This window comes from Citrobacter sp. Ca225 (assembly GCF_030337175.1).
Classification (GTDB): domain Bacteria; phylum Pseudomonadota; class Gammaproteobacteria; order Enterobacterales; family Enterobacteriaceae; genus Citrobacter_A; species Citrobacter_A amalonaticus.
On record NZ_JAOWCD010000043.1, the window covers coordinates 1 to 20,939 of the forward strand.

Consider the following 20,939-nt stretch of genomic DNA (forward strand, 5'->3'; position numbering starts at 1 on the left):
ATCACTACCGTACTGGCTAAAACCTACGGCGGTGCTGCTCGCGCATTCGATCAGATCGATAACGCGCCGGAAGAAAAAGCTCGTGGTATCACCATCAACACTTCTCACGTTGAATATGACACCCCGACTCGCCACTACGCACACGTAGACTGCCCGGGCCACGCCGACTATGTTAAAAACATGATCACCGGTGCTGCGCAGATGGACGGCGCGATCCTGGTTGTTGCTGCGACTGACGGCCCGATGCCGCAGACTCGTGAGCACATCCTGCTGGGTCGTCAGGTAGGCGTTCCGTACATCATCGTGTTCCTGAACAAATGCGACATGGTTGATGACGAAGAGCTGCTGGAACTGGTAGAAATGGAAGTTCGTGAACTTCTGTCTCAGTACGATTTCCCGGGCGACGACACCCCGATCGTTCGTGGTTCTGCTCTGAAAGCGCTGGAAGGCGACGCAGAGTGGGAAGCGAAAATCATCGAACTGGCTGGCTTCCTGGATTCTTACATCCCGGAACCAGAGCGTGCGATTGACAAGCCGTTCCTGCTGCCGATCGAAGACGTATTCTCCATCTCCGGTCGTGGTACCGTTGTTACCGGTCGTGTAGAACGCGGTATCATCAAAGTGGGCGAAGAAGTTGAAATCGTTGGTATCAAAGAGACTGCCAAGTCTACCTGTACTGGCGTTGAAATGTTCCGCAAACTGCTGGACGAAGGCCGTGCGGGTGAGAACGTTGGTGTTCTGCTGCGTGGTATCAAACGTGAAGAAATCGAACGTGGTCAGGTACTGGCTAAGCCGGGCACCATCAAGCCGCACACGATGTTCGAATCCGAAGTGTACATCCTGTCCAAAGACGAAGGCGGCCGTCATACTCCGTTCTTCAAAGGCTACCGTCCGCAGTTCTACTTCCGTACAACTGACGTGACTGGCACCATCGAACTGCCGGAAGGCGTTGAGATGGTAATGCCGGGCGACAACATCAAAATGGTTGTTACCCTGATCCACCCGATCGCGATGGACGACGGTCTGCGTTTCGCAATCCGTGAAGGCGGCCGTACTGTAGGTGCGGGCGTTGTTGCTAAAGTAATGAGCTAATAATTACTCATTAGTTCTGCACTTAAAAAGGGCGCTTCGGCGCCCTTTTTGCTGCCATTATTTGTCTTGTCACATTTCTTCGCAATTTTAACTCCGCTCCCGTTACGTAGAGATAATTGTGCTATTGTAATTATAACTATTCTCATTTACACTTTGCGCAGAAATTGAACGGGAGCGATCATGTACGTTTGTTTGTGTAATGGTGTAAGTGATAAAAAAATTCGCCAGGCGGTACGTCAGTTTCATCCTCAATCCTTCCAGCAGTTACGCAAGTTTATTCCTGTGGGAAATCAATGCGGTAAATGCGTTCGTGCGGCACGCGAAGTCATGCAGGATGAATTAATGCAAATGCCAGAATTTAAAGAGATCGCCTGAGTCACACTCTTTTTTTTGACATCCCTGTAGCCCCATCTATGCTCTGGAGAGTGGAAGCGGAGGGACTATAAAATGAAAGGTGATGTTAAAATCATAAATTATCTCAATAAACTATTGGGAAATGAGCTTGTCGCGATCAACCAGTATTTTCTCCATGCACGTATGTTCAAAAATTGGGGCCTGACTCGCCTCAATGAGATCGAGTACCATGAATCCATCGATGAAATGAAACACGCGGATAAATATATTGAGCGTATTTTGTTTCTGGAAGGGATCCCGAACCTACAGGATCTCGGCAAATTGGGGATTGGCGAAGATGTCGAAGAGATGCTGCAGTCCGATCTTCGGTTAGAGCTCGAAGGGGCGAAAAACTTACGTGAAGCTATCGCCTATGCCGATACCGTTCATGATTATGTCAGCCGGGATATGATGATCGAAATCCTTGCGGATGAAGAAGGACATATCGACTGGCTGGAGACAGAACTGGATCTCATTTCGAAAATTGGCCTGCAAAATTATCTGCAGTCGCAAATCAAAGTGACCAGCTAATCGCCCCTGAGGTGAGACGACAATATCCGGTGATGAAACCCGCAGCTGCCAGAAATGGCCCAAAAGGCAGCGGGTTTTTTAATGCCGACTTTCCATGCACTATCCCCACAACCACGATACCGAAACACCCCAGTAGCGCCGCCCAAAAGACTAATGAAGGCAAAAACATCCACCCATGCCAGGCACCTAGTGCGGCAAGGAATTTCACATCACCATAGCCGAGTCCTTCTCGCTTACGAAGCAGCCAATAACTCCAGTAGATAAAGGCAAAGCTGGCGTAACCCGCGACGGCGCCCCATACGGCATCGGCAAGTTGTGTCGGGATGATGCACAGGTGAAAGATGAATCCACCCCACAGCAACGGGCAGGTAAACCGGTCCGGCAGTCGTCTGCTGCGCATATCGCAGAAACTCAGAGTTAAAGACAATGCGGTATACAGCAGCAGAAAGGGTAGGGCAGCAGACATCGTGTCATCCTCCATCAACCATGGCGTTACTTTAAAGAAGGTTGATAAGGGAGCAAGGCGCTATTATGGGTATTGCGGGATGCTTTCCAGTAAATCCGCTGCGTTTCTTTCACAACATACAATCCCGGAACCCTGTTCGCATTACGCGCGAAGTGTTTAATATCTACGCGACACTTGCTTCAGACTGATATTTGCGTATAATGCGCGGGCTTGTCTTAATTGACGGCAGGTTCGATCTGAACCTCGGATAGCCGATTTGGCTGTCTAACAATGCTCCCAATCGGGGAGCTACGTAAGAACGGTTACACTCTCCCATCAATCGTAATGGGTCTGAGGAGTAATCATTTTCGTTTATAAAATAATTGGAGCTCTGGTCTCATGCAGAACCAAAGAATCCGTATCCGCCTTAAAGCGTTTGATCATCGTCTGATCGATCAATCAACCGCGGAAATCGTCGAGACTGCTAAGCGCACTGGTGCGCAAGTCCGTGGTCCGATCCCGCTGCCGACCCGCAAAGAGCGTTTCACCGTTCTGATCTCTCCGCACGTCAACAAAGACGCGCGTGATCAGTACGAGATTCGTACTCACAAGCGTCTGGTTGACATCGTTGAGCCAACTGAAAAAACCGTTGATGCTCTGATGCGTCTGGACCTGGCTGCCGGTGTAGACGTGCAGATCAGCCTGGGTTAATCAGGTCATCGAGCGATTGAGAGGTTGATACAATGATTGGTTTAGTCGGTAAAAAAGTGGGTATGACCCGCATCTTCACTGAAGATGGCGTATCTATCCCAGTAACCGTAATCGAAGTTGAAGCAAACCGCGTTACTCAGGTTAAAGATCTGGCTAGCGATGGCTATCGTGCTATTCAGGTTACCACGGGTGCTAAAAAAGCTAACCGTGTAACCAAGCCGGAAGCTGGTCACTTTGCTAAAGCTGGCGTAGAAGCTGGCCGCGGCCTGTGGGAGTTCCGTCTGGCAGATGGTGAAGAATTCACTGTTGGTCAGAGCATTAGCGTTGAACTGTTTGCTGACGTTAAAAAAGTTGACGTAACCGGTACCTCTAAAGGTAAAGGTTTCGCAGGTACCGTTAAGCGCTGGAACTTCCGTACCCAGGACGCGACTCACGGTAACTCCTTGTCTCACCGCGTTCCGGGTTCTATCGGTCAGAACCAGACTCCGGGCAAAGTGTTCAAAGGCAAGAAAATGGCAGGCCAGATGGGTAACGAGCGTGTAACCGTTCAGAGCCTTGACGTAGTACGCGTTGACGCTGAGCGCAACCTGCTGCTGGTTAAAGGTGGTGTTCCGGGTGCGACCGGTTGCGACCTGATCGTTAAACCAGCTGTGAAGGCGTAAGGGGATAGCAATGGAATTAGTATTGAAAGACGCGCAGAGCGCGCTGACTGTTTCCGAAACTACCTTCGGTCGTGATTTCAACGAAGCGCTGGTTCACCAGGTTGTTGTTGCTTATGCAGCTGGTGCTCGTCAGGGTACTCGTGCTCAGAAGACTCGTGCTGAAGTAACTGGTTCAGGCAAAAAACCGTGGCGCCAGAAAGGTACCGGCCGTGCGCGTTCAGGTTCTATCAAGAGCCCGATCTGGCGTTCCGGTGGCGTAACCTTCGCTGCTCGTCCGCAGGACCACAGTCAAAAAGTAAACAAAAAGATGTACCGCGGCGCGCTGAAAAGCATTCTGTCCGAACTGGTACGTCAGGATCGTCTGATCGTTGTCGAGAAGTTCTCTGTAGAAGCGCCTAAAACTAAGCTGCTGGCACAGAAACTGAAAGACATGGCTCTGGAAGATGTGCTGATCATCACCGGTGAGCTGGACGAAAACCTGTTCCTGGCTGCGCGCAACCTGCACAAGGTTGACGTACGCGATGCAACTGGTATCGACCCGGTTAGCCTGATCGCCTTCGACAAAGTCGTAATGACTGCTGATGCTGTTAAGCAAGTTGAGGAGATGCTGGCATGATTCGTGAAGAACGTCTGCTGAAGGTGCTGCGTGCACCGCACGTTTCTGAAAAAGCGTCTACTGCGATGGAAAAAACTAACACCATCGTTCTCAAAGTTGCTAAAGACGCGACCAAAGCAGAGATCAAAGCTGCTGTGCAGAAACTGTTTGAAGTCGAAGTCGAAGTCGTTAACACCCTGGTTGTTAAAGGGAAAGTTAAACGTCACGGACAGCGTATCGGTCGTCGTAGCGACTGGAAAAAAGCTTACGTCACCCTGAAGGAAGGCCAGAATCTGGACTTCGTTGGCGGCGCTGAGTAAGTCGGAGGAGTAATACAATGGCAGTTGTTAAATGTAAACCGACATCTCCGGGTCGTCGCCACGTAGTTAAAGTGGTTAACCCTGAGCTGCACAAGGGCAAACCTTTTGCTCCGTTGCTGGAAAAAAACAGCAAATCCGGTGGTCGTAACAACAATGGCCGTATCACCACCCGTCATATCGGTGGTGGCCACAAGCAGGCATACCGTATTGTTGACTTCAAACGCAACAAAGATGGTATTCCGGCAGTTGTTGAACGTCTTGAGTACGATCCGAACCGTTCCGCGAACATCGCGCTGGTTCTGTACAAAGACGGTGAGCGCCGTTACATCCTGGCCCCTAAAGGCCTGAAAGCGGGCGACCAGATCCAATCTGGCGTTGATGCTGCAATCAAACCAGGCAACACCCTGCCGATGCGCAATATCCCGGTTGGTTCTACCGTTCATAACGTAGAAATGAAACCAGGTAAAGGCGGTCAGCTGGCACGTTCCGCTGGTACTTACGTTCAGATCGTTGCTCGTGATGGTGCTTATGTCACCCTGCGTCTGCGTTCTGGTGAAATGCGTAAAGTCGAAGCAGACTGCCGTGCAACTCTGGGCGAAGTTGGCAATGCTGAGCATATGCTGCGCGTTCTGGGTAAAGCTGGTGCTGCACGCTGGCGTGGTGTTCGTCCGACCGTTCGCGGTACCGCGATGAACCCAGTCGACCACCCACATGGTGGTGGTGAAGGTCGTAACTTTGGTAAGCACCCGGTAACTCCGTGGGGCGTTCAAACCAAAGGTAAGAAGACCCGCAGCAACAAGCGTACTGATAAATTCATCGTACGTCGCCGTAGCAAATAATTTTAGAGGATAAGCCATGCCACGTTCTCTCAAGAAAGGTCCTTTTATTGACCTGCACTTGCTGAAGAAGGTAGAGAAAGCGGTGGAAAGCGGAGACAAGAAGCCCCTGCGCACTTGGTCCCGTCGTTCAACGATCTTTCCTAACATGATCGGTTTGACCATCGCTGTCCATAATGGTCGTCAGCACGTTCCAGTATTTGTAACCGATGAAATGGTCGGTCACAAACTGGGTGAATTCGCACCGACTCGTACTTATCGCGGCCATGCTGCTGATAAAAAAGCGAAGAAGAAATAAGGTAGGAGGAAGAGATGGAAACTATCGCTAAACATCGCCATGCTCGTTCTTCTGCTCAGAAGGTTCGCCTTGTTGCTGACCTGATTCGCGGTAAGAAAGTGTCGCAGGCTCTGGATATTCTGACCTACACCAACAAGAAAGCGGCTGTACTGGTCAAGAAGGTACTGGAATCTGCCATTGCTAACGCTGAACACAACGATGGCGCTGACATTGACGATCTGAAAGTTACGAAAATTTTCGTAGACGAAGGCCCGAGCATGAAGCGCATTATGCCGCGTGCAAAAGGTCGTGCAGATCGCATCCTGAAGCGCACCAGCCACATCACTGTGGTTGTGTCCGATCGCTGAGACTCTGGAGACTAGCAATGGGTCAGAAAGTACATCCTAATGGTATTCGCCTGGGTATTGTAAAACCATGGAACTCTACCTGGTTTGCGAACACCAAAGAATTCGCTGACAACCTGGACAGCGATTTTAAAGTACGTCAGTACCTGACTAAGGAACTGGCTAAAGCGTCCGTATCTCGTATCGTTATCGAGCGTCCGGCTAAGAGCATCCGTGTGACTATTCACACTGCTCGCCCGGGTATCGTTATCGGTAAGAAAGGTGAAGACGTAGAAAAACTGCGTAAGGTCGTAGCGGATATCGCTGGCGTTCCTGCACAGATCAATATCGCCGAAGTTCGTAAACCTGAACTGGACGCAAAACTGGTTGCTGACAGCATCACTTCTCAGCTGGAACGTCGTGTTATGTTCCGTCGTGCGATGAAGCGTGCTGTACAGAACGCAATGCGTCTGGGCGCTAAAGGGATCAAAGTTGAAGTTAGCGGCCGTCTGGGCGGCGCGGAAATCGCACGTACCGAATGGTACCGCGAAGGTCGCGTACCGCTGCACACTCTGCGTGCTGACATCGACTACAACACCTCTGAAGCGCACACCACTTACGGTGTAATCGGCGTTAAGGTATGGATCTTCAAAGGCGAGATCCTGGGTGGTATGGCTGCTGTTGAACAACCGGAAAAACCGGCTGCTCAACCTAAAAAGCAGCAGCGTAAAGGCCGTAAATAAGGAGCGTCGCTGATGTTACAACCAAAGCGTACAAAATTCCGTAAAATGCACAAAGGCCGTAACCGCGGTCTGGCTGCTGGCGCGGATGTTAGCTTCGGCAGCTTCGGTCTGAAAGCTGTTGGCCGTGGTCGTCTGACTGCCCGTCAGATCGAAGCAGCACGTCGTGCTATGACCCGTGCAGTTAAGCGTCAAGGTAAGATCTGGATCCGTGTATTCCCGGACAAACCGATCACTGAAAAGCCGCTGGCAGTGCGTATGGGTAAAGGTAAAGGTAACGTGGAGTATTGGGTTGCCTTGATTCAGCCGGGTAAAGTCCTGTATGAAATGGACGGCGTACCGGAAGAGCTGGCCCGTGAAGCATTCAAGCTGGCAGCAGCGAAACTGCCGATTAAAACCACCTTTGTAACTAAGACGGTGATGTAATGAAAGCAAAAGAGCTGCGTGAGAAGAGTGTTGAAGAGCTGAACACCGAGCTGCTGAACCTGCTGCGTGAGCAGTTCAACCTGCGTATGCAGGCTGCAAGTGGCCAGCTGCAACAGTCTCACCTGTTGAAGCAAGTGCGTCGTGATGTCGCACGCGTTAAGACTTTACTGACTGAGAAGGCGGGTGCGTAATGACCGATAAAATCCGTACTCTGCAAGGTCGCGTTGTTAGCGACAAAATGGAGAAATCCATTGTTGTTGCTATCGAACGTTTTGTGAAACACCCGATCTACGGTAAATTCATTAAGCGTACGACCAAACTGCACGTACATGACGAGAACAACGAATGCGGTATCGGCGACAAGGTTGAAATCCGTGAATGCCGTCCGCTGTCCAAGACTAAGTCCTGGACGCTGGTTCGCGTTGTAGAGAAAGCGGTTCTGTAATACAGTACGCGTTCTCAACGAATAAACGGCTCAGCGATGGGCCGTTTATTTTTTCTACCCATATCCTGAGAGCGGTGTTATAATGCCGCGCCCTCGATATGGGGCTTTTTTAACGACCTGATTTCGGGTCTCAGTAGTAGTTGACATTAGCGGAGCACTAAAATGATCCAAGAACAGACTATGCTGAACGTCGCCGACAACTCCGGTGCACGTCGCGTAATGTGTATCAAGGTTCTGGGTGGCTCGCACCGTCGCTACGCAGGCGTAGGCGACATCATCAAGATCACCATCAAAGAAGCAATTCCGCGTGGTAAGGTCAAAAAAGGTGATGTGCTGAAGGCGGTAGTGGTGCGCACCAAGAAGGGTGTTCGTCGCCCGGACGGTTCTGTCATTCGCTTCGATGGTAATGCATGCGTTATTTTAAACAATAACAGCGAGCAGCCTATCGGTACGCGTATTTTTGGGCCGGTAACTCGTGAACTTCGCAACGAGAAGTTCATGAAAATTATCTCTCTGGCACCAGAAGTACTCTAAGGAGCGAATCATGGCAGCGAAAATCCGTCGTGATGACGAAGTTATCGTGTTAACCGGTAAAGATAAAGGTAAACGCGGTAAAGTTAAGAATGTCCTGTCTTCCGGCAAGGTCATCGTTGAAGGTATCAACCTGGTTAAGAAACACCAGAAGCCGGTTCCGGCTCTGAACCAACCAGGCGGCATTGTAGAGAAAGAAGCAGCTATTCAGATCTCTAACATTGCAATCTTCAATGCGGCAACCGGCAAGGCTGACCGTGTAGGCTTTAGATTCGAAGACGGCAAAAAAGTCCGTTTCTTCAAGTCTAACAGCGAAACTATCAAGTAATTTGGAGTAGTACGATGGCGAAACTGCATGATTACTACAAAGACGAAGTAGTTAATAAACTCATGACTGAGTTTAACTACAATTCTGTCATGCAAGTCCCTCGGGTCGAGAAGATCACCCTGAACATGGGTGTTGGTGAAGCGATCGCTGACAAGAAACTGCTGGATAATGCAGCAGCTGATCTGACAGCAATCTCCGGTCAAAAGCCGTTGATCACCAAAGCACGCAAATCTGTTGCAGGCTTCAAAATCCGTCAGGGCTATCCGATCGGCTGTAAAGTAACTCTGCGTGGCGAACGCATGTGGGAGTTCTTTGAGCGCCTGATCACTATTGCTGTACCGCGTATCCGTGACTTCCGTGGCTTGTCCGCTAAGTCATTCGACGGTCGTGGTAACTACAGCATGGGTGTCCGTGAGCAGATCATCTTCCCAGAAATCGACTACGATAAAGTCGACCGCGTTCGTGGTTTGGATATTACCATTACCACTACTGCGAAATCTGACGAAGAAGGCCGTGCTCTGCTGGCTGCCTTTGACTTCCCGTTCCGCAAGTAAGGTAGGGTTACTGAATGGCTAAGCAATCAATGAAAGCACGCGAAGTAAAACGCGTAGCTTTAGCTGATAAATACTTCGCGAAACGCGCTGAACTGAAAGCGATCATCTCTGATGTGAACGCTTCCGACGAAGATCGTTGGAACGCTGTTCTTAAGCTGCAGTCTCTGCCGCGTGATTCCAGCCCGTCTCGTCAGCGTAACCGCTGCCGTCAAACAGGTCGTCCACATGGTTATGTGGGCAAGTTCGGGTTGAGCCGTATCAAGCTACGTGAAGCCGCTATGCGCGGTGAAGTACCAGGCTTGAAAAAGGCTAGCTGGTAATTGTCACCAATTGAATCACGGGAGTAAAGACAGATGAGCATGCAAGATCCGATCGCGGATATGCTGACCCGTATCCGTAACGGTCAGGCCGCGAACAAAGCTGCGGTCACCATGCCTTCCTCCAAGCTGAAAGTGGCAATTGCCAACGTGCTGAAGGAAGAAGGTTTTATTGAAGATTTTAAAGTTGAAGGCGACACCAAGCCGGAACTGGAACTGACTCTTAAGTATTTCCAGGGTAAAGCTGTTGTAGAAAGCATTCAGCGTGTCAGTCGCCCAGGTCTGCGCATCTATAAACGTAAAGATGAGCTGCCGAAAGTTATGGCGGGTCTGGGTATCGCGGTTGTTTCTACCTCTAAAGGTGTTATGACTGATCGTGCAGCGCGCCAGGCTGGTCTTGGTGGCGAAATTATCTGCTACGTAGCCTAATCGGAGGAAAAAATGTCTCGTGTTGCTAAAGCACCGGTCGTTGTTCCTGCCGGCGTTGATGTAAAAATCAACGGTCAGGTTATTACGATCAAAGGTAAAAACGGCGAGCTGACTCGTACTCTCAACGATGCTGTTGAAGTTAAACATGCAGATAATGCACTGACCTTCGGTCCGCGTGATGGTTACGTAGACGGTTGGGCTCAGGCTGGTACCGCGCGTGCCCTGCTGAACTCAATGGTTATCGGTGTTACCGAAGGCTTCACTAAGAAGCTGCAGCTGGTTGGTGTAGGTTATCGTGCAGCGGTTAAAGGGAACGTAGTAAACCTGTCATTAGGTTTCTCACACCCGGTTGACCATCAGCTGCCGGCAGGGATTACTGCAGAATGTCCGACTCAAACTGAAATCGTGCTGAAAGGCGCTGATAAGCAGGTGATCGGCCAGGTTGCAGCAGATCTGCGTGCCTACCGTCGTCCTGAGCCTTACAAAGGCAAGGGTGTTCGTTACGCCGACGAAGTCGTGCGTACCAAAGAGGCTAAGAAGAAGTAAGGTAACACTATGGATAAGAAATCTGCTCGTATCCGTCGTGCGACCCGCGCACGCCGCAAGCTCAAAGAGCTGGGCGCAACTCGCCTGGTGGTACATCGTACCCCGCGTCATATTTACGCACAGGTAATTGCACCGAACGGTTCTGAAGTTCTGGTAGCTGCTTCTACTGTAGAAAAAGCTATCGCTGAACAACTGAAGTACACCGGTAACAAAGACGCGGCTGCAGCTGTGGGTAAAGCTGTCGCTGAACGCGCTCTGGAAAAAGGCATCAAAGATGTGTCCTTTGACCGTTCCGGGTTCCAATATCATGGTCGTGTCCAGGCACTGGCAGATGCTGCCCGTGAAGCTGGCCTTCAGTTCTAAGGTAGAGGTGTAAGATGGCTCACATCGAAAAACAAGCTGGCGAACTGCAGGAAAAGCTGATCGCGGTAAACCGCGTATCTAAAACCGTAAAAGGTGGTCGTATTTTCTCCTTCACAGCTCTGACTGTAGTAGGCGATGGTAACGGTCGCGTTGGTTTTGGTTACGGTAAAGCGCGTGAAGTTCCAGCAGCGATCCAGAAAGCGATGGAAAAAGCCCGTCGCAATATGATTAACGTCGCGCTGAACAACGGCACCCTGCAACACCCGGTTAAAGGTGTTCACACGGGTTCTCGTGTATTCATGCAGCCAGCTTCCGAAGGTACCGGTATTATCGCCGGTGGTGCAATGCGCGCCGTTCTGGAAGTTGCTGGAGTTCATAACGTTCTGGCTAAAGCATATGGTTCCACCAACCCGATCAACGTGGTTCGTGCAACTATTGATGGCCTGGAAAATATGAATTCTCCAGAAATGGTCGCTGCCAAGCGTGGTAAATCCGTTGAAGAAATTCTGGGGAAATAAACCATGGCAAAGACTATTAAAATTACTCAAACCCGCAGTGCAATCGGTCGTCTGCCGAAACACAAGGCAACGCTGCTTGGCCTGGGTCTGCGTCGTATTGGTCACACCGTAGAGCGCGAGGATACTCCTGCTGTTCGTGGTATGGTCAACGCGGTTTCCTTCATGGTTAAAGTTGAGGAGTAAGAGATGCGTTTAAATACTCTGTCTCCGGCCGAAGGCTCCAAAAAGGCGGGTAAACGCCTGGGTCGTGGTATCGGTTCTGGCCTCGGTAAAACCGGTGGTCGTGGTCACAAAGGTCAGAAGTCTCGTTCTGGCGGTGGCGTACGTCGCGGTTTCGAGGGTGGTCAGATGCCTCTGTACCGTCGTCTGCCGAAATTCGGCTTCACTTCTCGCAAAGCAGCGATTACAGCCGAAGTTCGCCTGTCTGACCTGGCGAAAGTGGAAGGCGGTGTTGTAGACCTGAACACGCTGAAAGCGGCTAACATTATCGGTATCCAGATCGAGTTCGCGAAAGTGATCCTGGCTGGTGAAGTCACTACTCCGGTAACTGTTCGTGGTCTGCGTGTTACTAAAGGCGCTCGTGCTGCTATCGAAGCTGCTGGCGGTAAAATCGAGGAATAAGTAGCAGATGGCTAAACAACCGGGATTAGATTTTCAAAGTGCCAAAGGTGGCTTAGGCGAGCTGAAACGCAGACTGCTGTTTGTTATCGGTGCGCTTATCGTGTTCCGTATTGGCTCTTTCATTCCGATCCCTGGTATTGATGCCGCTGTACTTGCCAAACTGCTTGAGCAACAGCGAGGCACCATCATTGAAATGTTTAACATGTTCTCTGGTGGTGCTCTCAGCCGTGCTTCTATCTTTGCCCTGGGTATTATGCCGTATATTTCGGCATCAATTATTATCCAGCTGCTGACGGTGGTTCACCCAACGCTGGCAGAAATTAAGAAAGAAGGGGAGTCTGGTCGTCGTAAGATCAGCCAGTACACCCGCTACGGTACTCTGGTGTTGGCCATATTCCAGTCGATCGGTATTGCTACCGGTCTGCCGAATATGCCTGGTATGCAAGGTCTGGTGATGAATCCAGGCTTTGCATTCTACTTCACCGCTGTTGTCAGTCTGGTCACAGGGACGATGTTCCTGATGTGGTTGGGCGAACAGATTACTGAACGTGGTATCGGTAACGGTATCTCGATCATTATTTTCGCCGGTATTGTCGCGGGCCTCCCGCCAGCCATTGCCCATACTATCGAGCAAGCGCGTCAAGGCGACCTGCACTTCCTCGTGTTGCTGTTGGTTGCAGTATTAGTATTTGCAGTGACGTTCTTTGTTGTATTTGTTGAGCGTGGTCAACGCCGCATTGTGGTAAACTACGCTAAACGTCAGCAAGGTCGTCGTGTCTATGCTGCACAGAGCACACATTTACCGCTGAAAGTGAATATGGCGGGGGTAATCCCGGCAATCTTCGCTTCCAGTATTATTCTGTTCCCGGCAACCATCGCGTCATGGTTCGGGGGCGGTACTGGTTGGAACTGGCTGACAACAATTTCGCTGTATTTGCAGCCTGGGCAACCGCTTTATGTGTTACTCTATGCGTCTGCAATCATCTTCTTCTGTTTCTTCTACACGGCGTTGGTCTTCAACCCGCGTGAAACAGCAGATAACCTGAAGAAGTCCGGTGCATTTGTACCAGGAATTCGTCCGGGAGAGCAAACGGCGAAGTATATCGATAAAGTAATGACCCGCCTGACTTTGGTCGGTGCGCTCTATATTACCTTTATCTGCCTGATCCCGGAGTTCATGCGTGATGCAATGAAAGTACCGTTCTACTTCGGTGGGACCTCACTGCTTATCGTTGTTGTCGTGATTATGGACTTTATGGCTCAAGTGCAAACTCTGATGATGTCTAGTCAGTACGAGTCTGCATTGAAGAAGGCGAACCTGAAAGGCTACGGCCGATAATTGGTCGCCCGAGAAGTTACGGAGAGTAAAAATGAAAGTTCGTGCTTCCGTCAAGAAATTATGCCGTAACTGCAAAATCGTTAAGCGTGATGGTGTCATCCGTGTGATTTGCAGTGCCGAGCCGAAGCATAAACAGCGCCAAGGCTGATTTATTCGCATATTTTTCTTGCAAAGTTGGGTTGAGCTGGCTAGATTAGCCAGCCAATCTTTTGTATGTCTGTACGTTTCCATTTGAGTATCCTGAAAACGGGCTTTTCAGCATGGTGCGTACATATTAAATAGTAGGAGTGCATAGTGGCCCGTATAGCAGGCATTAACATTCCTGATCAAAAACATGCTGTGATCGCGTTAACGTCGATCTACGGCATCGGTAAGACCCGTTCTAAAGCCATCCTGGCTGCAGCGGGTATCGCTGAAAATGTTAAGATCAGTGAGCTGTCTGAAGGACAAATCGACACGCTGCGTGACGAAGTTGCCAAATTTGTCGTTGAAGGTGATCTGCGCCGTGAAATCAGCATGAGCATCAAGCGCCTGATGGATCTTGGTTGCTATCGCGGTTTGCGTCATCGTCGTGGTCTGCCAGTGCGCGGTCAGCGTACTAAGACCAACGCACGTACCCGTAAGGGTCCGCGCAAACCGATCAAGAAATAATCGGGGTGATTGAATAATGGCAAAGGCACCAATTCGTGCACGTAAACGTGTAAGAAAACAAGTCTCTGACGGCGTGGCTCATATCCATGCTTCTTTCAACAACACCATCGTGACTATCACTGATCGTCAGGGTAACGCGCTGGGTTGGGCAACAGCCGGTGGTTCCGGTTTCCGTGGTTCTCGCAAATCTACTCCGTTCGCAGCTCAGGTTGCAGCAGAGCGTTGCGCTGACGCCGTAAAAGAATACGGCATCAAGAATCTGGAAGTTATGGTTAAAGGTCCGGGTCCAGGTCGCGAATCTACTATTCGTGCTCTGAACGCCGCTGGTTTCCGCATCACTAATATTACTGATGTGACTCCGATCCCTCATAACGGTTGTCGTCCGCCGAAAAAACGTCGCGTATAACGCTTCGTTTTCCAGGTTAGTTGGAGATAGAAAATGGCAAGATATTTGGGTCCTAAGCTCAAGCTGAGCCGTCGTGAGGGCACCGACTTATTCCTTAAGTCTGGCGTTCGCGCGATCGATACCAAGTGTAAAATTGAACAAGCTCCTGGCCAGCACGGTGCGCGTAAACCGCGTCTGTCTGACTATGGTGTGCAGTTGCGTGAAAAGCAAAAAGTTCGCCGTATCTACGGTGTGCTGGAGCGTCAGTTCCGTAACTACTACAAAGAAGCAGCACGTCTGAAAGGCAACACCGGTGAAAACCTGTTGGCTCTGCTGGAAGGTCGTCTGGACAACGTTGTATACCGTATGGGCTTCGGCGCCACTCGTGCAGAAGCACGTCAGCTGGTTAGCCATAAAGCGATTATGGTAAACGGTCGTGTTGTTAACATCGCTTCTTATCAGGTTAGTCCGAATGACGTTGTTAGCATTCGTGAGAAAGCGAAGAAGCAGTCTCGCGTGAAAGCCGCTCTGGAGCTGGCTGAGCAGCGTGAAAAGCCAACCTGGCTGGAAGTTGATGCTGGCAAGATGGAAGGTACGTACAAGCGTAAGCCTGAGCGTTCTGATCTGTCTGCGGACATTAACGAACACCTGATCGTCGAGCTTTACTCCAAGTAAAGCTTAGTACCAAAGAGAGGACACAATGCAGGGTTCTGTGACAGAGTTTCTAAAACCGCGCCTGGTAGATATCGAGCAAGTGAGTTCGACGCACGCCAAGGTGACCCTTGAGCCTTTAGAGCGTGGCTTCGGCCATACTCTGGGTAACGCACTGCGCCGTATTCTGCTCTCATCGATGCCGGGTTGCGCGGTGACCGAGGTTGAGATTGATGGTGTACTACATGAGTACAGCACCAAAGAAGGCGTTCAGGAAGATATCCTGGAAATCCTGCTCAACCTGAAAGGGCTGGCGGTGAGAGTTCAGGGTAAAGATGAAGTTATTCTTACCTTGAATAAATCTGGCATTGGCCCTGTGACTGCAGCCGACATTACCCATGACGGGGATGTCGAAATCGTCAAGCCGCAGCACGTGATCTGCCACCTGACCGATGAGAACGCGTCTATTAGCATGCGTATCAAAGTTCAGCGCGGTCGTGGTTATGTGCCGGCTTCTACCCGAATTCATTCGGAAGAAGATGAGCGCCCAATCGGCCGTCTGCTGGTCGACGCATGCTACAGCCCTGTAGAGCGTATTGCCTACAATGTTGAAGCAGCGCGTGTAGAACAGCGTACCGACCTGGACAAGCTGGTCATCGAAATGGAAACCAACGGCACAATCGATCCTGAAGAGGCGATTCGTCGTGCGGCGACCATTCTGGCAGAACAACTGGAAGCTTTCGTTGATTTACGTGATGTACGTCAGCCGGAAGTGAAAGAAGAGAAACCAGAATTCGATCCGATCCTGCTGCGCCCTGTTGACGATCTGGAATTGACTGTCCGCTCTGCTAACTGCCTTAAAGCAGAAGCTATCCACTATATCGGTGATCTGGTACAGCGTACTGAGGTTGAGCTTCTTAAGACGCCTAACCTTGGTAAAAAATCTCTTACTGAGATTAAAGACGTGCTGGCTTCCCGTGGACTGTCTCTGGGCATGCGCCTGGAAAACTGGCCACCGGCAAGCATCGCTGACGAGTAACCGGATCACAGGTTAAGGTTTTACTGAGAAGGATAAGGTCATGCGCCATCGTAAGAGTGGTCGTCAACTGAACCGCAACAGCAGCCATCGCCAGGCTATGTTCCGCAACATGGCAGGTTCACTGGTTCGTCATGAAATCATCAAGACGACCCTGCCTAAAGCGAAAGAGCTGCGTCGCGTAGTTGAGCCGCTGATTACTCTTGCCAAGACTGATAGCGTAGCTAATCGTCGTCTGGCATTCGCCCGCACTCGTGATAACGAGATCGTGGCAAAACTGTTTAACGAGCTGGGCCCGCGTTTCGCGAGCCGCGCCGGTGGTTACACTCGCATTCTGAAGTGTGGCTTCCGTGCAGGCGACAATGCGCCGATGGCATACATCGAGCTGGTTGATCGCTCTGAGTCGAAAGCAGAAGCTGCTGCAGAGTAATCTGTAGTAACGTAAAAAAACCCGCCTCGGCGGGTTTTTTTATATCCGCAGCACCCCCACTTATCTACAATATCTGTACTCTTTTTGTTCATCCCCTGGAGTCATTATGTGGTTACTGGACCAGTGGGCAGAGCGTCATATCATCGATGCACAAAGAAAAGGTGAGTTTGAAGATCTTCGCGGCGCTGGCCAACCGTTGGTGCTGGATGATGATTCACATGTGCCTGATGAGCTACGTGCCGGTTATCGCTTACTGAAGAACGCAGGCTGTCTCCCACCCGAACTGGAGCAGCGGAAAGAAGCCATCCAGTTGTTGGATCTGCTGAAAGGCCTGCGGCAGGATGATCCGCAGTATCAGGAAGTGAGTCGGCGTTTGTCACTGCTGGAACTGAAGCTGCGGCAGTCCGGTCTGAGCACGGAATTTTTACGCGGTGAGTATGCTGATAAGTTGCTGCATAAAATTAACGATAATTAATGGAGTGGACATGTATCGCATTGGTGAGTTAGCAAAGCTGGCGGAAGTGACCCCTGATACGATCCGCTACTATGAAAAGCAGCAGATGATGGAGCATGAGGTGCGCACTGAAGGCGGTTTCCGGTTATATACGGAAAAGGATCTTCAACGGCTTAAATTCATCCGCTATGCCCGACAGCTTGGCTTTACCCTTGAGTCGATCCGTGAATTGTTATCGATCCGTATCGATCCTGAACATCATACCTGTCAGGAATCCAAAGGGATCGTGCAGGACAGGCTGAAAGAAGTTGAAGCTCGTATTGCCGAACTGCAAAGCATGCAGCGTTCATTGCAGCGTTTGAACGATGCCTGCTGTGGCACTGCGCATAGCAGTGTGTACTGCTCAATTCTGGAAGCTCTTGAACAAGGAGCCAGTGGAGTGGCGTCGGGCTGTTGATTTATCAGACAGGTGGGACTACACTCCCGCCGTTAAACTACAAACTGGAGTTATTATGAGTCGTTATCAGCATACGAAAGGGCAGATAAAGGACAATGCCATTGAGGCATTATTACATGACCCTCTATTCAGACAGCGTGTTGAAAAGAATAAGAAAGGGAAAGGGAGTTATTTACGTAAAGGCAAACACGGTAACCGGGGTAACTGGGAGGCCAGTGGCAAGAAAGTGAATCACTTTTTTACCACTGGCCTTCTGCTTTCTGCGGTCTGTTAAGAACGATTATTCTGTTCTTTCAGCAGGTCGCGGATCTCAGTAAGCAAGACTTCTTCTTTCGTCGGTGCCGGTGCAGCCGCCGGCTCTTCTTTCTTACGATTGAGTTTGTTAATGAGCTTAATTGCCATGAAAATAGCAAAGGCGACAATCACAAAGTCGAAGATATTCTGAATAAACACGCCATAATGCATCACAACGGCCGGGATATCTCCCTGCGCATCACGTAACGTCACAGCAAACTGTTTAAAATCGATCCCACCAATTAACAAACCCAGCGGCGGCATAATGATATCGGCAACCAGTGACGATACAATTTTACCGAACGCCGCACCGATAATGACACCCACTGCCAAATCGACAACATTCCCGCGCATCGCGAATTCGCGAAACTCTTTAATAATGCTCATTATATTCTCCCTATGCAGCTGACGTTAATAAGTTTAACAAATGTTAAGGCATTTGCCATTTAAGTATTGAGATTAAGATTATGAATTAAGCCTTGATAAATCAGGGGATTAAAAAGGGTGCAAACAATGCACCCTTCAATGTTAAAGGAAGAAAGGACTTGGCTGAAATAAGCGTTCGACGTCGGTAATAAACTTTTTATCTGTCAGGAACATAATGACGTGATCGCCTTGTTCGATGCGTAAGTTGTCATTAGCAATCATCACATCGTTACCACGCACGACAGCACCAATAATCGTGCCTGGCGGAAGTTTGATCTCGTCGATGACTCGGCCGACAACGCGTGAGGTACTTTCATCGCCGTGAGCGACAGCTTCAATCGCTTCCGCGACGCCACGGCGTAATGAAGAGACGCCAACGATGTCCGCTTTTCGCACATGGCTAAGGAGAGCCGAGATGGTTGCTTGCTGGGGAGAGATCGCGATATCGATCACACTACCCTGAACAAGATCGACATAAGCGCGGCGTTGAATCAACACCATCACCTTTTTCGCCCCCATGCGCTTAGCCAACATCGCTGACATGATGTTAGCTTCATCGTCGTTGGTAACGGCAATAAACAGATCGACCTGATCGATATGCTCTTCGGCCAGCAATTCTTGATCCGAGGCGTCGCCAAAAAAGACGATCGTATTCTGAAGTTTTTCGGCCAGCTCGGCAGCGCGCTGTTGATCGCGTTCGATCAATTTCACGCTGTAATCTTTTTCCAGACGATGCGCCAGACCTGCCCCGATGTTACCGCCGCCAACCAGCATGATGCGCTTGTAAGGCTTTTCGAGGCGTTGCAGTTCGCTCATCACCGCACGAATGTGCTGGGAAGCGGCAATAAAGAAGACTTCGTCGCCCGCTTCGACAATGGTGGAGCCCTGTGGGCGGATCGGTCTGTCGTGACGGAAAATCGCCGCAACGCGGGTATCGATATGCGGCATATGCTCCCGCATCGTTGAGAGCGCGTTCCCGATCAGTGGGCCACCGTAATAGGCTTTTACGACGGCAAGGCTCACTTTGCCTTCTGCGAAATTGACGACCTGTAATGCGCCTGGATATTCGATCAGGCGGTAAATGCTGTCGATGACCAGTTGTTCGGGCGCGATCAGGTGATCGATAGGTACGGCTTCTGAGTGGAACAGCTTGTCCGCATCACGGACATAATCGGGAGAGCGGATACGGGCGATTCGGTTCGGCGTATTAAACAGCGAATAAGCCACCTGGCAGGCAACCATGTTCGTTTCATCAGAACTGGTCACGGCAACCAGCATATCCGCATCATCCGCCCCGGCTTCACGCAGCACGCGTGGGTGCGAGCCGTGTCCCTGAACGACACGCAGATCGAACTTATCCTGCAGGCTGCGCAGGCGTTCACCGTTGGTATCCACCACGGTGATGTCGTTGTTCTCGCCGACCAGGTTCTCTGCCAGCGTTCCACCCACCTGTCCTGCGCCCAGAATGATTATTTTCATCAGTCGTGACCCGTTATCCCATCACTTTTTGATTAGCTTAGCGTAAAAGAAGCCATCACCGTCTTCTGCACCCGGCAGATTTTGAAGACCCGGCATTTCGGGTGTGCCTGTCTCGCTCAGCATGGCATCCGTCGTACGCTGTAAGAAGGCGTGAACCTGCTGACTGTTCTCTTCCGGCAAAACGGAACAGGTGGCATAGACCAGCGTGCCGCCGGATTTCAGATGCGGCCAGACGGCATCAAGAATTTCAGCCTGTAGCTTTGCCAGTTCGGTAATATCACGATCGCGGCGAAGCCATTTGATATCCGGGTGACGACGGATAACTCCGGTTGCAGAGCAGGGGGCATCTAACAGGATACGATCAAACTGCTGCTCGCCGCACCATTGTGCAGGGAAACGCCCATCACCCTGCTTAACCGTCGCTTTCATCCTAAGACGTTTCAGGTTGTCATAAACGCGGGAGAGTCGTTGTTCATCCACATCAACTGCCAGCACGTTTGCTTCGGGAGCCGCTTCGAGGATGTGGGTGGTTTTACCGCCTGGTGCTGCACACAGATCTAAAATGTGTTCGCCGTTTTGCGGAGCAAGGAAGGCCACGCACCCCTGAGCAGAGGCGTCCTGAACGGTGACCCATCCTTCATCGAACCCAGGAAGCGTATGGACCGGTGCTGCTGTTTCCAGACGGATGGCATCGGGATAGTCGGGATGAGTGAAACCTTTCATCCCGGCGTTTTCGAGCAATGCCAGCCAGCTGTCGCGCGTATGGTGTATGCGATTCACACGTAGCCACATCGGGGGGCGCTGATTGTTGGCATCAATAATCGCTTCCCATTGGGTGGGGTACGCCTTTTGCAGGAGTTTAAGTAGCCAGCCAGGGTGCAGAAAACGCGCGTCGCTGCTGGCGAATTCCGCGAGCAGTACTTCTTGTTGACGCTGGAACTGACGCAGAACACCGTTTATTAGCCCCTTAAGCTGCGGGCGCTTTATCGCTACGGCACCTTCGACCGTTTCCGCCAGCGCTGCATGTGGAGGAATTCGGGTATGCAGTAATTGATAGAATCCCACCATTATCAGGTAATGCACGGTGCGCTGTTTTCCCGTCATTGGGCGGGACATCAGTTTGTTGATCAACCAGTCGAGTTGCGACAGCGTACGCAGAACCCCAAAACAGAGTTCCTGTAGCAGCGCTTTGTCTTTATCGGAGACTTTTTGTTGTAGCGGCGGCAGGACATTGCTCAGTGAATGCCCTTGCTCGACGACCTGTTCAACGGCCTGCGCCGCCATACTGCGTAAGTTAAGTTTCTTATTCATAA

General features: G+C 50.7%; 38 protein-coding genes. 34 read left to right on the plus strand and 4 right to left on the minus strand.

Going from position 1 to position 20,939, the window contains the following annotated elements; all coding sequences use genetic code 11:
* The 3 genes from tuf to bfr form a co-directional block, all read left to right on the plus strand.
* The coding region (tuf, locus tag OGW13_RS01550) for an elongation factor Tu (protein WP_287115502.1) at positions 1–1,092 on the plus strand (1,092 nt) is incomplete at its 5' end.
* Positions 1,093–1,272: 180 nt separating this feature from the next.
* The gene (gene bfd / locus OGW13_RS01555; RefSeq protein ID WP_012135433.1) at positions 1,273–1,467 is read left to right on the plus strand and encodes a bacterioferritin-associated ferredoxin; all 195 of its coding nucleotides are present in this window, start codon (positions 1,273–1,275) and stop codon (positions 1,465–1,467) included.
* Positions 1,468–1,539: 72 nt separating this feature from the next.
* Positions 1,540–2,016 (plus strand): bacterioferritin, encoded by a 477-nt coding sequence (gene bfr, locus OGW13_RS01560; protein WP_042998380.1) that lies wholly within the window; start codon positions 1,540–1,542, stop codon positions 2,014–2,016.
* Here the strand turns inward: bfr and OGW13_RS01565 are convergent.
* Positions 2,000–2,482 (minus strand): prepilin peptidase, encoded by a 483-nt coding sequence (locus OGW13_RS01565; protein WP_042998379.1) that lies wholly within the window; start codon positions 2,480–2,482, stop codon positions 2,000–2,002. The two genes, bfr and OGW13_RS01565, sit on opposite strands and share 17 nt — an antisense overlap.
* A gap of 378 nt (positions 2,483–2,860) precedes the next feature.
* Here OGW13_RS01565 and rpsJ point away from each other — a divergent pair, with 378 nt between their 5' ends.
* From rpsJ to arfA, 31 genes are all read left to right on the plus strand, one after another.
* Positions 2,861–3,172, plus strand: a complete 312-nt coding sequence (gene rpsJ, locus OGW13_RS01570) for a 30S ribosomal protein S10 (protein WP_001181005.1) — start codon at positions 2,861–2,863, stop codon at positions 3,170–3,172.
* A gap of 32 nt (positions 3,173–3,204) precedes the next feature.
* Positions 3,205–3,834: a 50S ribosomal protein L3 gene (gene rplC, locus OGW13_RS01575; protein ID WP_042998378.1), complete on the plus strand. Its 630-nt coding sequence runs from the start codon at positions 3,205–3,207 to the stop codon at positions 3,832–3,834.
* A gap of 10 nt (positions 3,835–3,844) precedes the next feature.
* On the plus strand, positions 3,845–4,450 hold the full coding sequence (rplD, locus tag OGW13_RS01580) for a 50S ribosomal protein L4 (RefSeq protein ID WP_000424395.1): 606 nt from the start codon (positions 3,845–3,847) through the stop codon (positions 4,448–4,450).
* A complete protein-coding gene (rplW, locus tag OGW13_RS01585; RefSeq protein ID WP_000617546.1) occupies positions 4,447–4,749 on the plus strand; it encodes a 50S ribosomal protein L23 in 303 nt (100 codons plus the stop codon). Before rplD ends, rplW begins: the two co-directional genes overlap by 4 nt.
* 17 nt (positions 4,750–4,766) lie before the next feature.
* On the plus strand, positions 4,767–5,588 hold the full coding sequence (rplB, locus tag OGW13_RS01590) for a 50S ribosomal protein L2 (RefSeq protein WP_000301864.1): 822 nt from the start codon (positions 4,767–4,769) through the stop codon (positions 5,586–5,588).
* A 16-nt stretch (positions 5,589–5,604) separates the two neighbouring features.
* Entirely contained in the window at positions 5,605–5,883 is a 279-nt protein-coding gene (gene rpsS, locus OGW13_RS01595; RefSeq protein ID WP_001138117.1) for a 30S ribosomal protein S19, read from the plus strand.
* A 14-nt stretch (positions 5,884–5,897) separates the two neighbouring features.
* On the plus strand, positions 5,898–6,230 hold the full coding sequence (gene rplV, locus OGW13_RS01600) for a 50S ribosomal protein L22 (protein ID WP_000447529.1): 333 nt from the start codon (positions 5,898–5,900) through the stop codon (positions 6,228–6,230).
* Between the two features lie 17 nt (positions 6,231–6,247).
* Positions 6,248–6,949, plus strand: a complete 702-nt coding sequence (rpsC, locus tag OGW13_RS01605; RefSeq protein ID WP_000529945.1) for a 30S ribosomal protein S3 — start codon at positions 6,248–6,250, stop codon at positions 6,947–6,949.
* A 12-nt stretch (positions 6,950–6,961) separates the two neighbouring features.
* Entirely contained in the window at positions 6,962–7,372 is a 411-nt protein-coding gene (gene rplP, locus OGW13_RS01610) for a 50S ribosomal protein L16 (RefSeq protein WP_000941208.1), read from the plus strand.
* A complete protein-coding gene (gene rpmC, locus OGW13_RS01615; RefSeq protein WP_000644742.1) occupies positions 7,372–7,563 on the plus strand; it encodes a 50S ribosomal protein L29 in 192 nt (63 codons plus the stop codon). Before rplP ends, rpmC begins: the two co-directional genes overlap by 1 nt.
* Complete coding sequence (rpsQ, locus tag OGW13_RS01620; protein ID WP_002438707.1) at positions 7,563–7,817, plus strand: 30S ribosomal protein S17; 255 nt, start codon at positions 7,563–7,565, stop codon at positions 7,815–7,817. Before rpmC ends, rpsQ begins: the two co-directional genes overlap by 1 nt.
* Positions 7,818–7,979: 162 nt before the next feature.
* Complete coding sequence (gene rplN, locus OGW13_RS01625) at positions 7,980–8,351, plus strand: 50S ribosomal protein L14 (protein ID WP_000613954.1); 372 nt, start codon at positions 7,980–7,982, stop codon at positions 8,349–8,351.
* Positions 8,352–8,361: 10 nt separating this feature from the next.
* On the plus strand, positions 8,362–8,676 hold the full coding sequence (gene rplX / locus OGW13_RS01630; RefSeq protein ID WP_015962742.1) for a 50S ribosomal protein L24: 315 nt from the start codon (positions 8,362–8,364) through the stop codon (positions 8,674–8,676).
* Between the two features lie 14 nt (positions 8,677–8,690).
* The gene (gene rplE, locus OGW13_RS01635; RefSeq protein ID WP_001096206.1) at positions 8,691–9,230 is read left to right on the plus strand and encodes a 50S ribosomal protein L5; all 540 of its coding nucleotides are present in this window, start codon (positions 8,691–8,693) and stop codon (positions 9,228–9,230) included.
* Between the two features lie 14 nt (positions 9,231–9,244).
* A complete protein-coding gene (gene rpsN / locus OGW13_RS01640; protein ID WP_001118929.1) occupies positions 9,245–9,550 on the plus strand; it encodes a 30S ribosomal protein S14 in 306 nt (101 codons plus the stop codon).
* A 33-nt stretch (positions 9,551–9,583) separates the two neighbouring features.
* Entirely contained in the window at positions 9,584–9,976 is a 393-nt protein-coding gene (gene rpsH / locus OGW13_RS01645; protein ID WP_000062611.1) for a 30S ribosomal protein S8, read from the plus strand.
* 12 nt (positions 9,977–9,988) lie between these two features.
* Complete coding sequence (gene rplF, locus OGW13_RS01650; RefSeq protein ID WP_012135817.1) at positions 9,989–10,522, plus strand: 50S ribosomal protein L6; 534 nt, start codon at positions 9,989–9,991, stop codon at positions 10,520–10,522.
* Positions 10,523–10,531: 9 nt separating this feature from the next.
* Positions 10,532–10,885, plus strand: a complete 354-nt coding sequence (rplR, locus tag OGW13_RS01655; RefSeq protein WP_000358956.1) for a 50S ribosomal protein L18 — start codon at positions 10,532–10,534, stop codon at positions 10,883–10,885.
* Positions 10,886–10,899: 14 nt separating this feature from the next.
* On the plus strand, positions 10,900–11,403 hold the full coding sequence (gene rpsE / locus OGW13_RS01660; protein WP_000940121.1) for a 30S ribosomal protein S5: 504 nt from the start codon (positions 10,900–10,902) through the stop codon (positions 11,401–11,403).
* Between the two features lie 3 nt (positions 11,404–11,406).
* Positions 11,407–11,586, plus strand: coding sequence for a 50S ribosomal protein L30 (gene rpmD, locus OGW13_RS01665; protein WP_001140434.1), 180 nt, complete (start codon positions 11,407–11,409; stop codon positions 11,584–11,586).
* A 3-nt stretch (positions 11,587–11,589) separates the two neighbouring features.
* Entirely contained in the window at positions 11,590–12,024 is a 435-nt protein-coding gene (gene rplO, locus OGW13_RS01670; RefSeq protein ID WP_001238917.1) for a 50S ribosomal protein L15, read from the plus strand.
* Between the two features lie 7 nt (positions 12,025–12,031).
* Positions 12,032–13,363: a preprotein translocase subunit SecY gene (secY, locus tag OGW13_RS01675; RefSeq protein WP_001118864.1), complete on the plus strand. Its 1,332-nt coding sequence runs from the start codon at positions 12,032–12,034 to the stop codon at positions 13,361–13,363.
* A 31-nt stretch (positions 13,364–13,394) separates the two neighbouring features.
* Positions 13,395–13,511 carry a 50S ribosomal protein L36 gene (gene rpmJ / locus OGW13_RS01680; RefSeq protein ID WP_000868187.1) on the plus strand — a complete coding sequence of 39 codons (117 nt, stop codon included), beginning with the start codon at positions 13,395–13,397 and terminating at the stop codon, positions 13,509–13,511.
* Between the two features lie 146 nt (positions 13,512–13,657).
* Positions 13,658–14,014 (plus strand): 30S ribosomal protein S13, encoded by a 357-nt coding sequence (gene rpsM, locus OGW13_RS01685; RefSeq protein WP_012908431.1) that lies wholly within the window; start codon positions 13,658–13,660, stop codon positions 14,012–14,014.
* Between the two features lie 16 nt (positions 14,015–14,030).
* A complete protein-coding gene (gene rpsK / locus OGW13_RS01690; protein WP_001029684.1) occupies positions 14,031–14,420 on the plus strand; it encodes a 30S ribosomal protein S11 in 390 nt (129 codons plus the stop codon).
* 33 nt (positions 14,421–14,453) lie between these two features.
* Positions 14,454–15,074 carry a 30S ribosomal protein S4 gene (gene rpsD / locus OGW13_RS01695; protein ID WP_000135226.1) on the plus strand — a complete coding sequence of 207 codons (621 nt, stop codon included), beginning with the start codon at positions 14,454–14,456 and terminating at the stop codon, positions 15,072–15,074.
* A 25-nt stretch (positions 15,075–15,099) separates the two neighbouring features.
* Entirely contained in the window at positions 15,100–16,089 is a 990-nt protein-coding gene (locus OGW13_RS01700; protein ID WP_001162094.1) for a DNA-directed RNA polymerase subunit alpha, read from the plus strand.
* A 40-nt stretch (positions 16,090–16,129) separates the two neighbouring features.
* Positions 16,130–16,516, plus strand: a complete 387-nt coding sequence (gene rplQ / locus OGW13_RS01705) for a 50S ribosomal protein L17 (protein ID WP_001216372.1) — start codon at positions 16,130–16,132, stop codon at positions 16,514–16,516.
* Between the two features lie 106 nt (positions 16,517–16,622).
* Positions 16,623–16,991, plus strand: a complete 369-nt coding sequence (locus OGW13_RS01710) for a DnaJ family domain-containing protein (protein WP_058587488.1) — start codon at positions 16,623–16,625, stop codon at positions 16,989–16,991.
* 10 nt (positions 16,992–17,001) lie between these two features.
* Entirely contained in the window at positions 17,002–17,427 is a 426-nt protein-coding gene (gene zntR / locus OGW13_RS01715; RefSeq protein ID WP_044257546.1) for a Zn(2+)-responsive transcriptional regulator, read from the plus strand.
* A 55-nt stretch (positions 17,428–17,482) separates the two neighbouring features.
* Positions 17,483–17,701, plus strand: a complete 219-nt coding sequence (gene arfA / locus OGW13_RS01720; RefSeq protein WP_042998373.1) for an alternative ribosome-rescue factor ArfA — start codon at positions 17,483–17,485, stop codon at positions 17,699–17,701.
* On the opposite strand, the gene mscL is transcribed toward arfA, so the two are convergent.
* From mscL to rsmB, 3 genes are all read right to left on the minus strand, one after another.
* On the minus strand, positions 17,698–18,108 hold the full coding sequence (gene mscL / locus OGW13_RS01725; RefSeq protein ID WP_042326268.1) for a large-conductance mechanosensitive channel protein MscL: 411 nt from the start codon (positions 18,106–18,108) through the stop codon (positions 17,698–17,700). The genes arfA and mscL overlap by 4 nt on opposite strands.
* Before the next feature lie 141 nt (positions 18,109–18,249).
* The gene (gene trkA / locus OGW13_RS01730; RefSeq protein ID WP_042998372.1) at positions 18,250–19,626 is read right to left on the minus strand and encodes a Trk system potassium transporter TrkA; all 1,377 of its coding nucleotides are present in this window, start codon (positions 19,624–19,626) and stop codon (positions 18,250–18,252) included.
* A gap of 21 nt (positions 19,627–19,647) precedes the next feature.
* Positions 19,648–20,937, minus strand: a complete 1,290-nt coding sequence (gene rsmB, locus OGW13_RS01735) for a 16S rRNA (cytosine(967)-C(5))-methyltransferase RsmB (RefSeq protein WP_287115515.1) — start codon at positions 20,935–20,937, stop codon at positions 19,648–19,650.
* Positions 20,938–20,939 lie beyond the last annotated feature (2 nt).

Bases quoted from the DNA above. Each gene is read 5' to 3' on its own strand.
- bfd (WP_012135433.1), top strand. From the start codon at position 1,273: ATGTACGTTTGTTTGTGTAATGGTGTAAGTGATAAAAAAATTCGCCAG.
- bfr (WP_042998380.1), top strand. From the start codon at position 1,540: ATGAAAGGTGATGTTAAAATCATAAATTATCTCAATAAACTATTGGGA.
- OGW13_RS01565 (WP_042998379.1), bottom strand. From the start codon at position 2,482: ATGTCTGCTGCCCTACCCTTTCTGCTGCTGTATACCGCATTGTCTTTA.
- rpsJ (WP_001181005.1), top strand. From the start codon at position 2,861: ATGCAGAACCAAAGAATCCGTATCCGCCTTAAAGCGTTTGATCATCGT.
- rplC (WP_042998378.1), top strand. From the start codon at position 3,205: ATGATTGGTTTAGTCGGTAAAAAAGTGGGTATGACCCGCATCTTCACT.
- rplD (WP_000424395.1), top strand. From the start codon at position 3,845: ATGGAATTAGTATTGAAAGACGCGCAGAGCGCGCTGACTGTTTCCGAA.
- rplW (WP_000617546.1), top strand. From the start codon at position 4,447: ATGATTCGTGAAGAACGTCTGCTGAAGGTGCTGCGTGCACCGCACGTT.
- rplB (WP_000301864.1), top strand. From the start codon at position 4,767: ATGGCAGTTGTTAAATGTAAACCGACATCTCCGGGTCGTCGCCACGTA.
- rpsS (WP_001138117.1), top strand. From the start codon at position 5,605: ATGCCACGTTCTCTCAAGAAAGGTCCTTTTATTGACCTGCACTTGCTG.
- rplV (WP_000447529.1), top strand. From the start codon at position 5,898: ATGGAAACTATCGCTAAACATCGCCATGCTCGTTCTTCTGCTCAGAAG.
- rpsC (WP_000529945.1), top strand. From the start codon at position 6,248: ATGGGTCAGAAAGTACATCCTAATGGTATTCGCCTGGGTATTGTAAAA.
- rplP (WP_000941208.1), top strand. From the start codon at position 6,962: ATGTTACAACCAAAGCGTACAAAATTCCGTAAAATGCACAAAGGCCGT.
- rpmC (WP_000644742.1), top strand. From the start codon at position 7,372: ATGAAAGCAAAAGAGCTGCGTGAGAAGAGTGTTGAAGAGCTGAACACC.
- rpsQ (WP_002438707.1), top strand. From the start codon at position 7,563: ATGACCGATAAAATCCGTACTCTGCAAGGTCGCGTTGTTAGCGACAAA.
- rplN (WP_000613954.1), top strand. From the start codon at position 7,980: ATGATCCAAGAACAGACTATGCTGAACGTCGCCGACAACTCCGGTGCA.
- rplX (WP_015962742.1), top strand. From the start codon at position 8,362: ATGGCAGCGAAAATCCGTCGTGATGACGAAGTTATCGTGTTAACCGGT.
- rplE (WP_001096206.1), top strand. From the start codon at position 8,691: ATGGCGAAACTGCATGATTACTACAAAGACGAAGTAGTTAATAAACTC.
- rpsN (WP_001118929.1), top strand. From the start codon at position 9,245: ATGGCTAAGCAATCAATGAAAGCACGCGAAGTAAAACGCGTAGCTTTA.
- rpsH (WP_000062611.1), top strand. From the start codon at position 9,584: ATGAGCATGCAAGATCCGATCGCGGATATGCTGACCCGTATCCGTAAC.
- rplF (WP_012135817.1), top strand. From the start codon at position 9,989: ATGTCTCGTGTTGCTAAAGCACCGGTCGTTGTTCCTGCCGGCGTTGAT.
- rplR (WP_000358956.1), top strand. From the start codon at position 10,532: ATGGATAAGAAATCTGCTCGTATCCGTCGTGCGACCCGCGCACGCCGC.
- rpsE (WP_000940121.1), top strand. From the start codon at position 10,900: ATGGCTCACATCGAAAAACAAGCTGGCGAACTGCAGGAAAAGCTGATC.
- rpmD (WP_001140434.1), top strand. From the start codon at position 11,407: ATGGCAAAGACTATTAAAATTACTCAAACCCGCAGTGCAATCGGTCGT.
- rplO (WP_001238917.1), top strand. From the start codon at position 11,590: ATGCGTTTAAATACTCTGTCTCCGGCCGAAGGCTCCAAAAAGGCGGGT.
- secY (WP_001118864.1), top strand. From the start codon at position 12,032: ATGGCTAAACAACCGGGATTAGATTTTCAAAGTGCCAAAGGTGGCTTA.
- rpmJ (WP_000868187.1), top strand. From the start codon at position 13,395: ATGAAAGTTCGTGCTTCCGTCAAGAAATTATGCCGTAACTGCAAAATC.
- rpsK (WP_001029684.1), top strand. From the start codon at position 14,031: ATGGCAAAGGCACCAATTCGTGCACGTAAACGTGTAAGAAAACAAGTC.
- rpsD (WP_000135226.1), top strand. From the start codon at position 14,454: ATGGCAAGATATTTGGGTCCTAAGCTCAAGCTGAGCCGTCGTGAGGGC.
- OGW13_RS01700 (WP_001162094.1), top strand. From the start codon at position 15,100: ATGCAGGGTTCTGTGACAGAGTTTCTAAAACCGCGCCTGGTAGATATC.
- rplQ (WP_001216372.1), top strand. From the start codon at position 16,130: ATGCGCCATCGTAAGAGTGGTCGTCAACTGAACCGCAACAGCAGCCAT.
- OGW13_RS01710 (WP_058587488.1), top strand. From the start codon at position 16,623: ATGTGGTTACTGGACCAGTGGGCAGAGCGTCATATCATCGATGCACAA.
- zntR (WP_044257546.1), top strand. From the start codon at position 17,002: ATGTATCGCATTGGTGAGTTAGCAAAGCTGGCGGAAGTGACCCCTGAT.
- arfA (WP_042998373.1), top strand. From the start codon at position 17,483: ATGAGTCGTTATCAGCATACGAAAGGGCAGATAAAGGACAATGCCATT.
- mscL (WP_042326268.1), bottom strand. From the start codon at position 18,108: ATGAGCATTATTAAAGAGTTTCGCGAATTCGCGATGCGCGGGAATGTT.
- trkA (WP_042998372.1), bottom strand. From the start codon at position 19,626: ATGAAAATAATCATTCTGGGCGCAGGACAGGTGGGTGGAACGCTGGCA.
- rsmB (WP_287115515.1), bottom strand. From the start codon at position 20,937: ATGAATAAGAAACTTAACTTACGCAGTATGGCGGCGCAGGCCGTTGAA.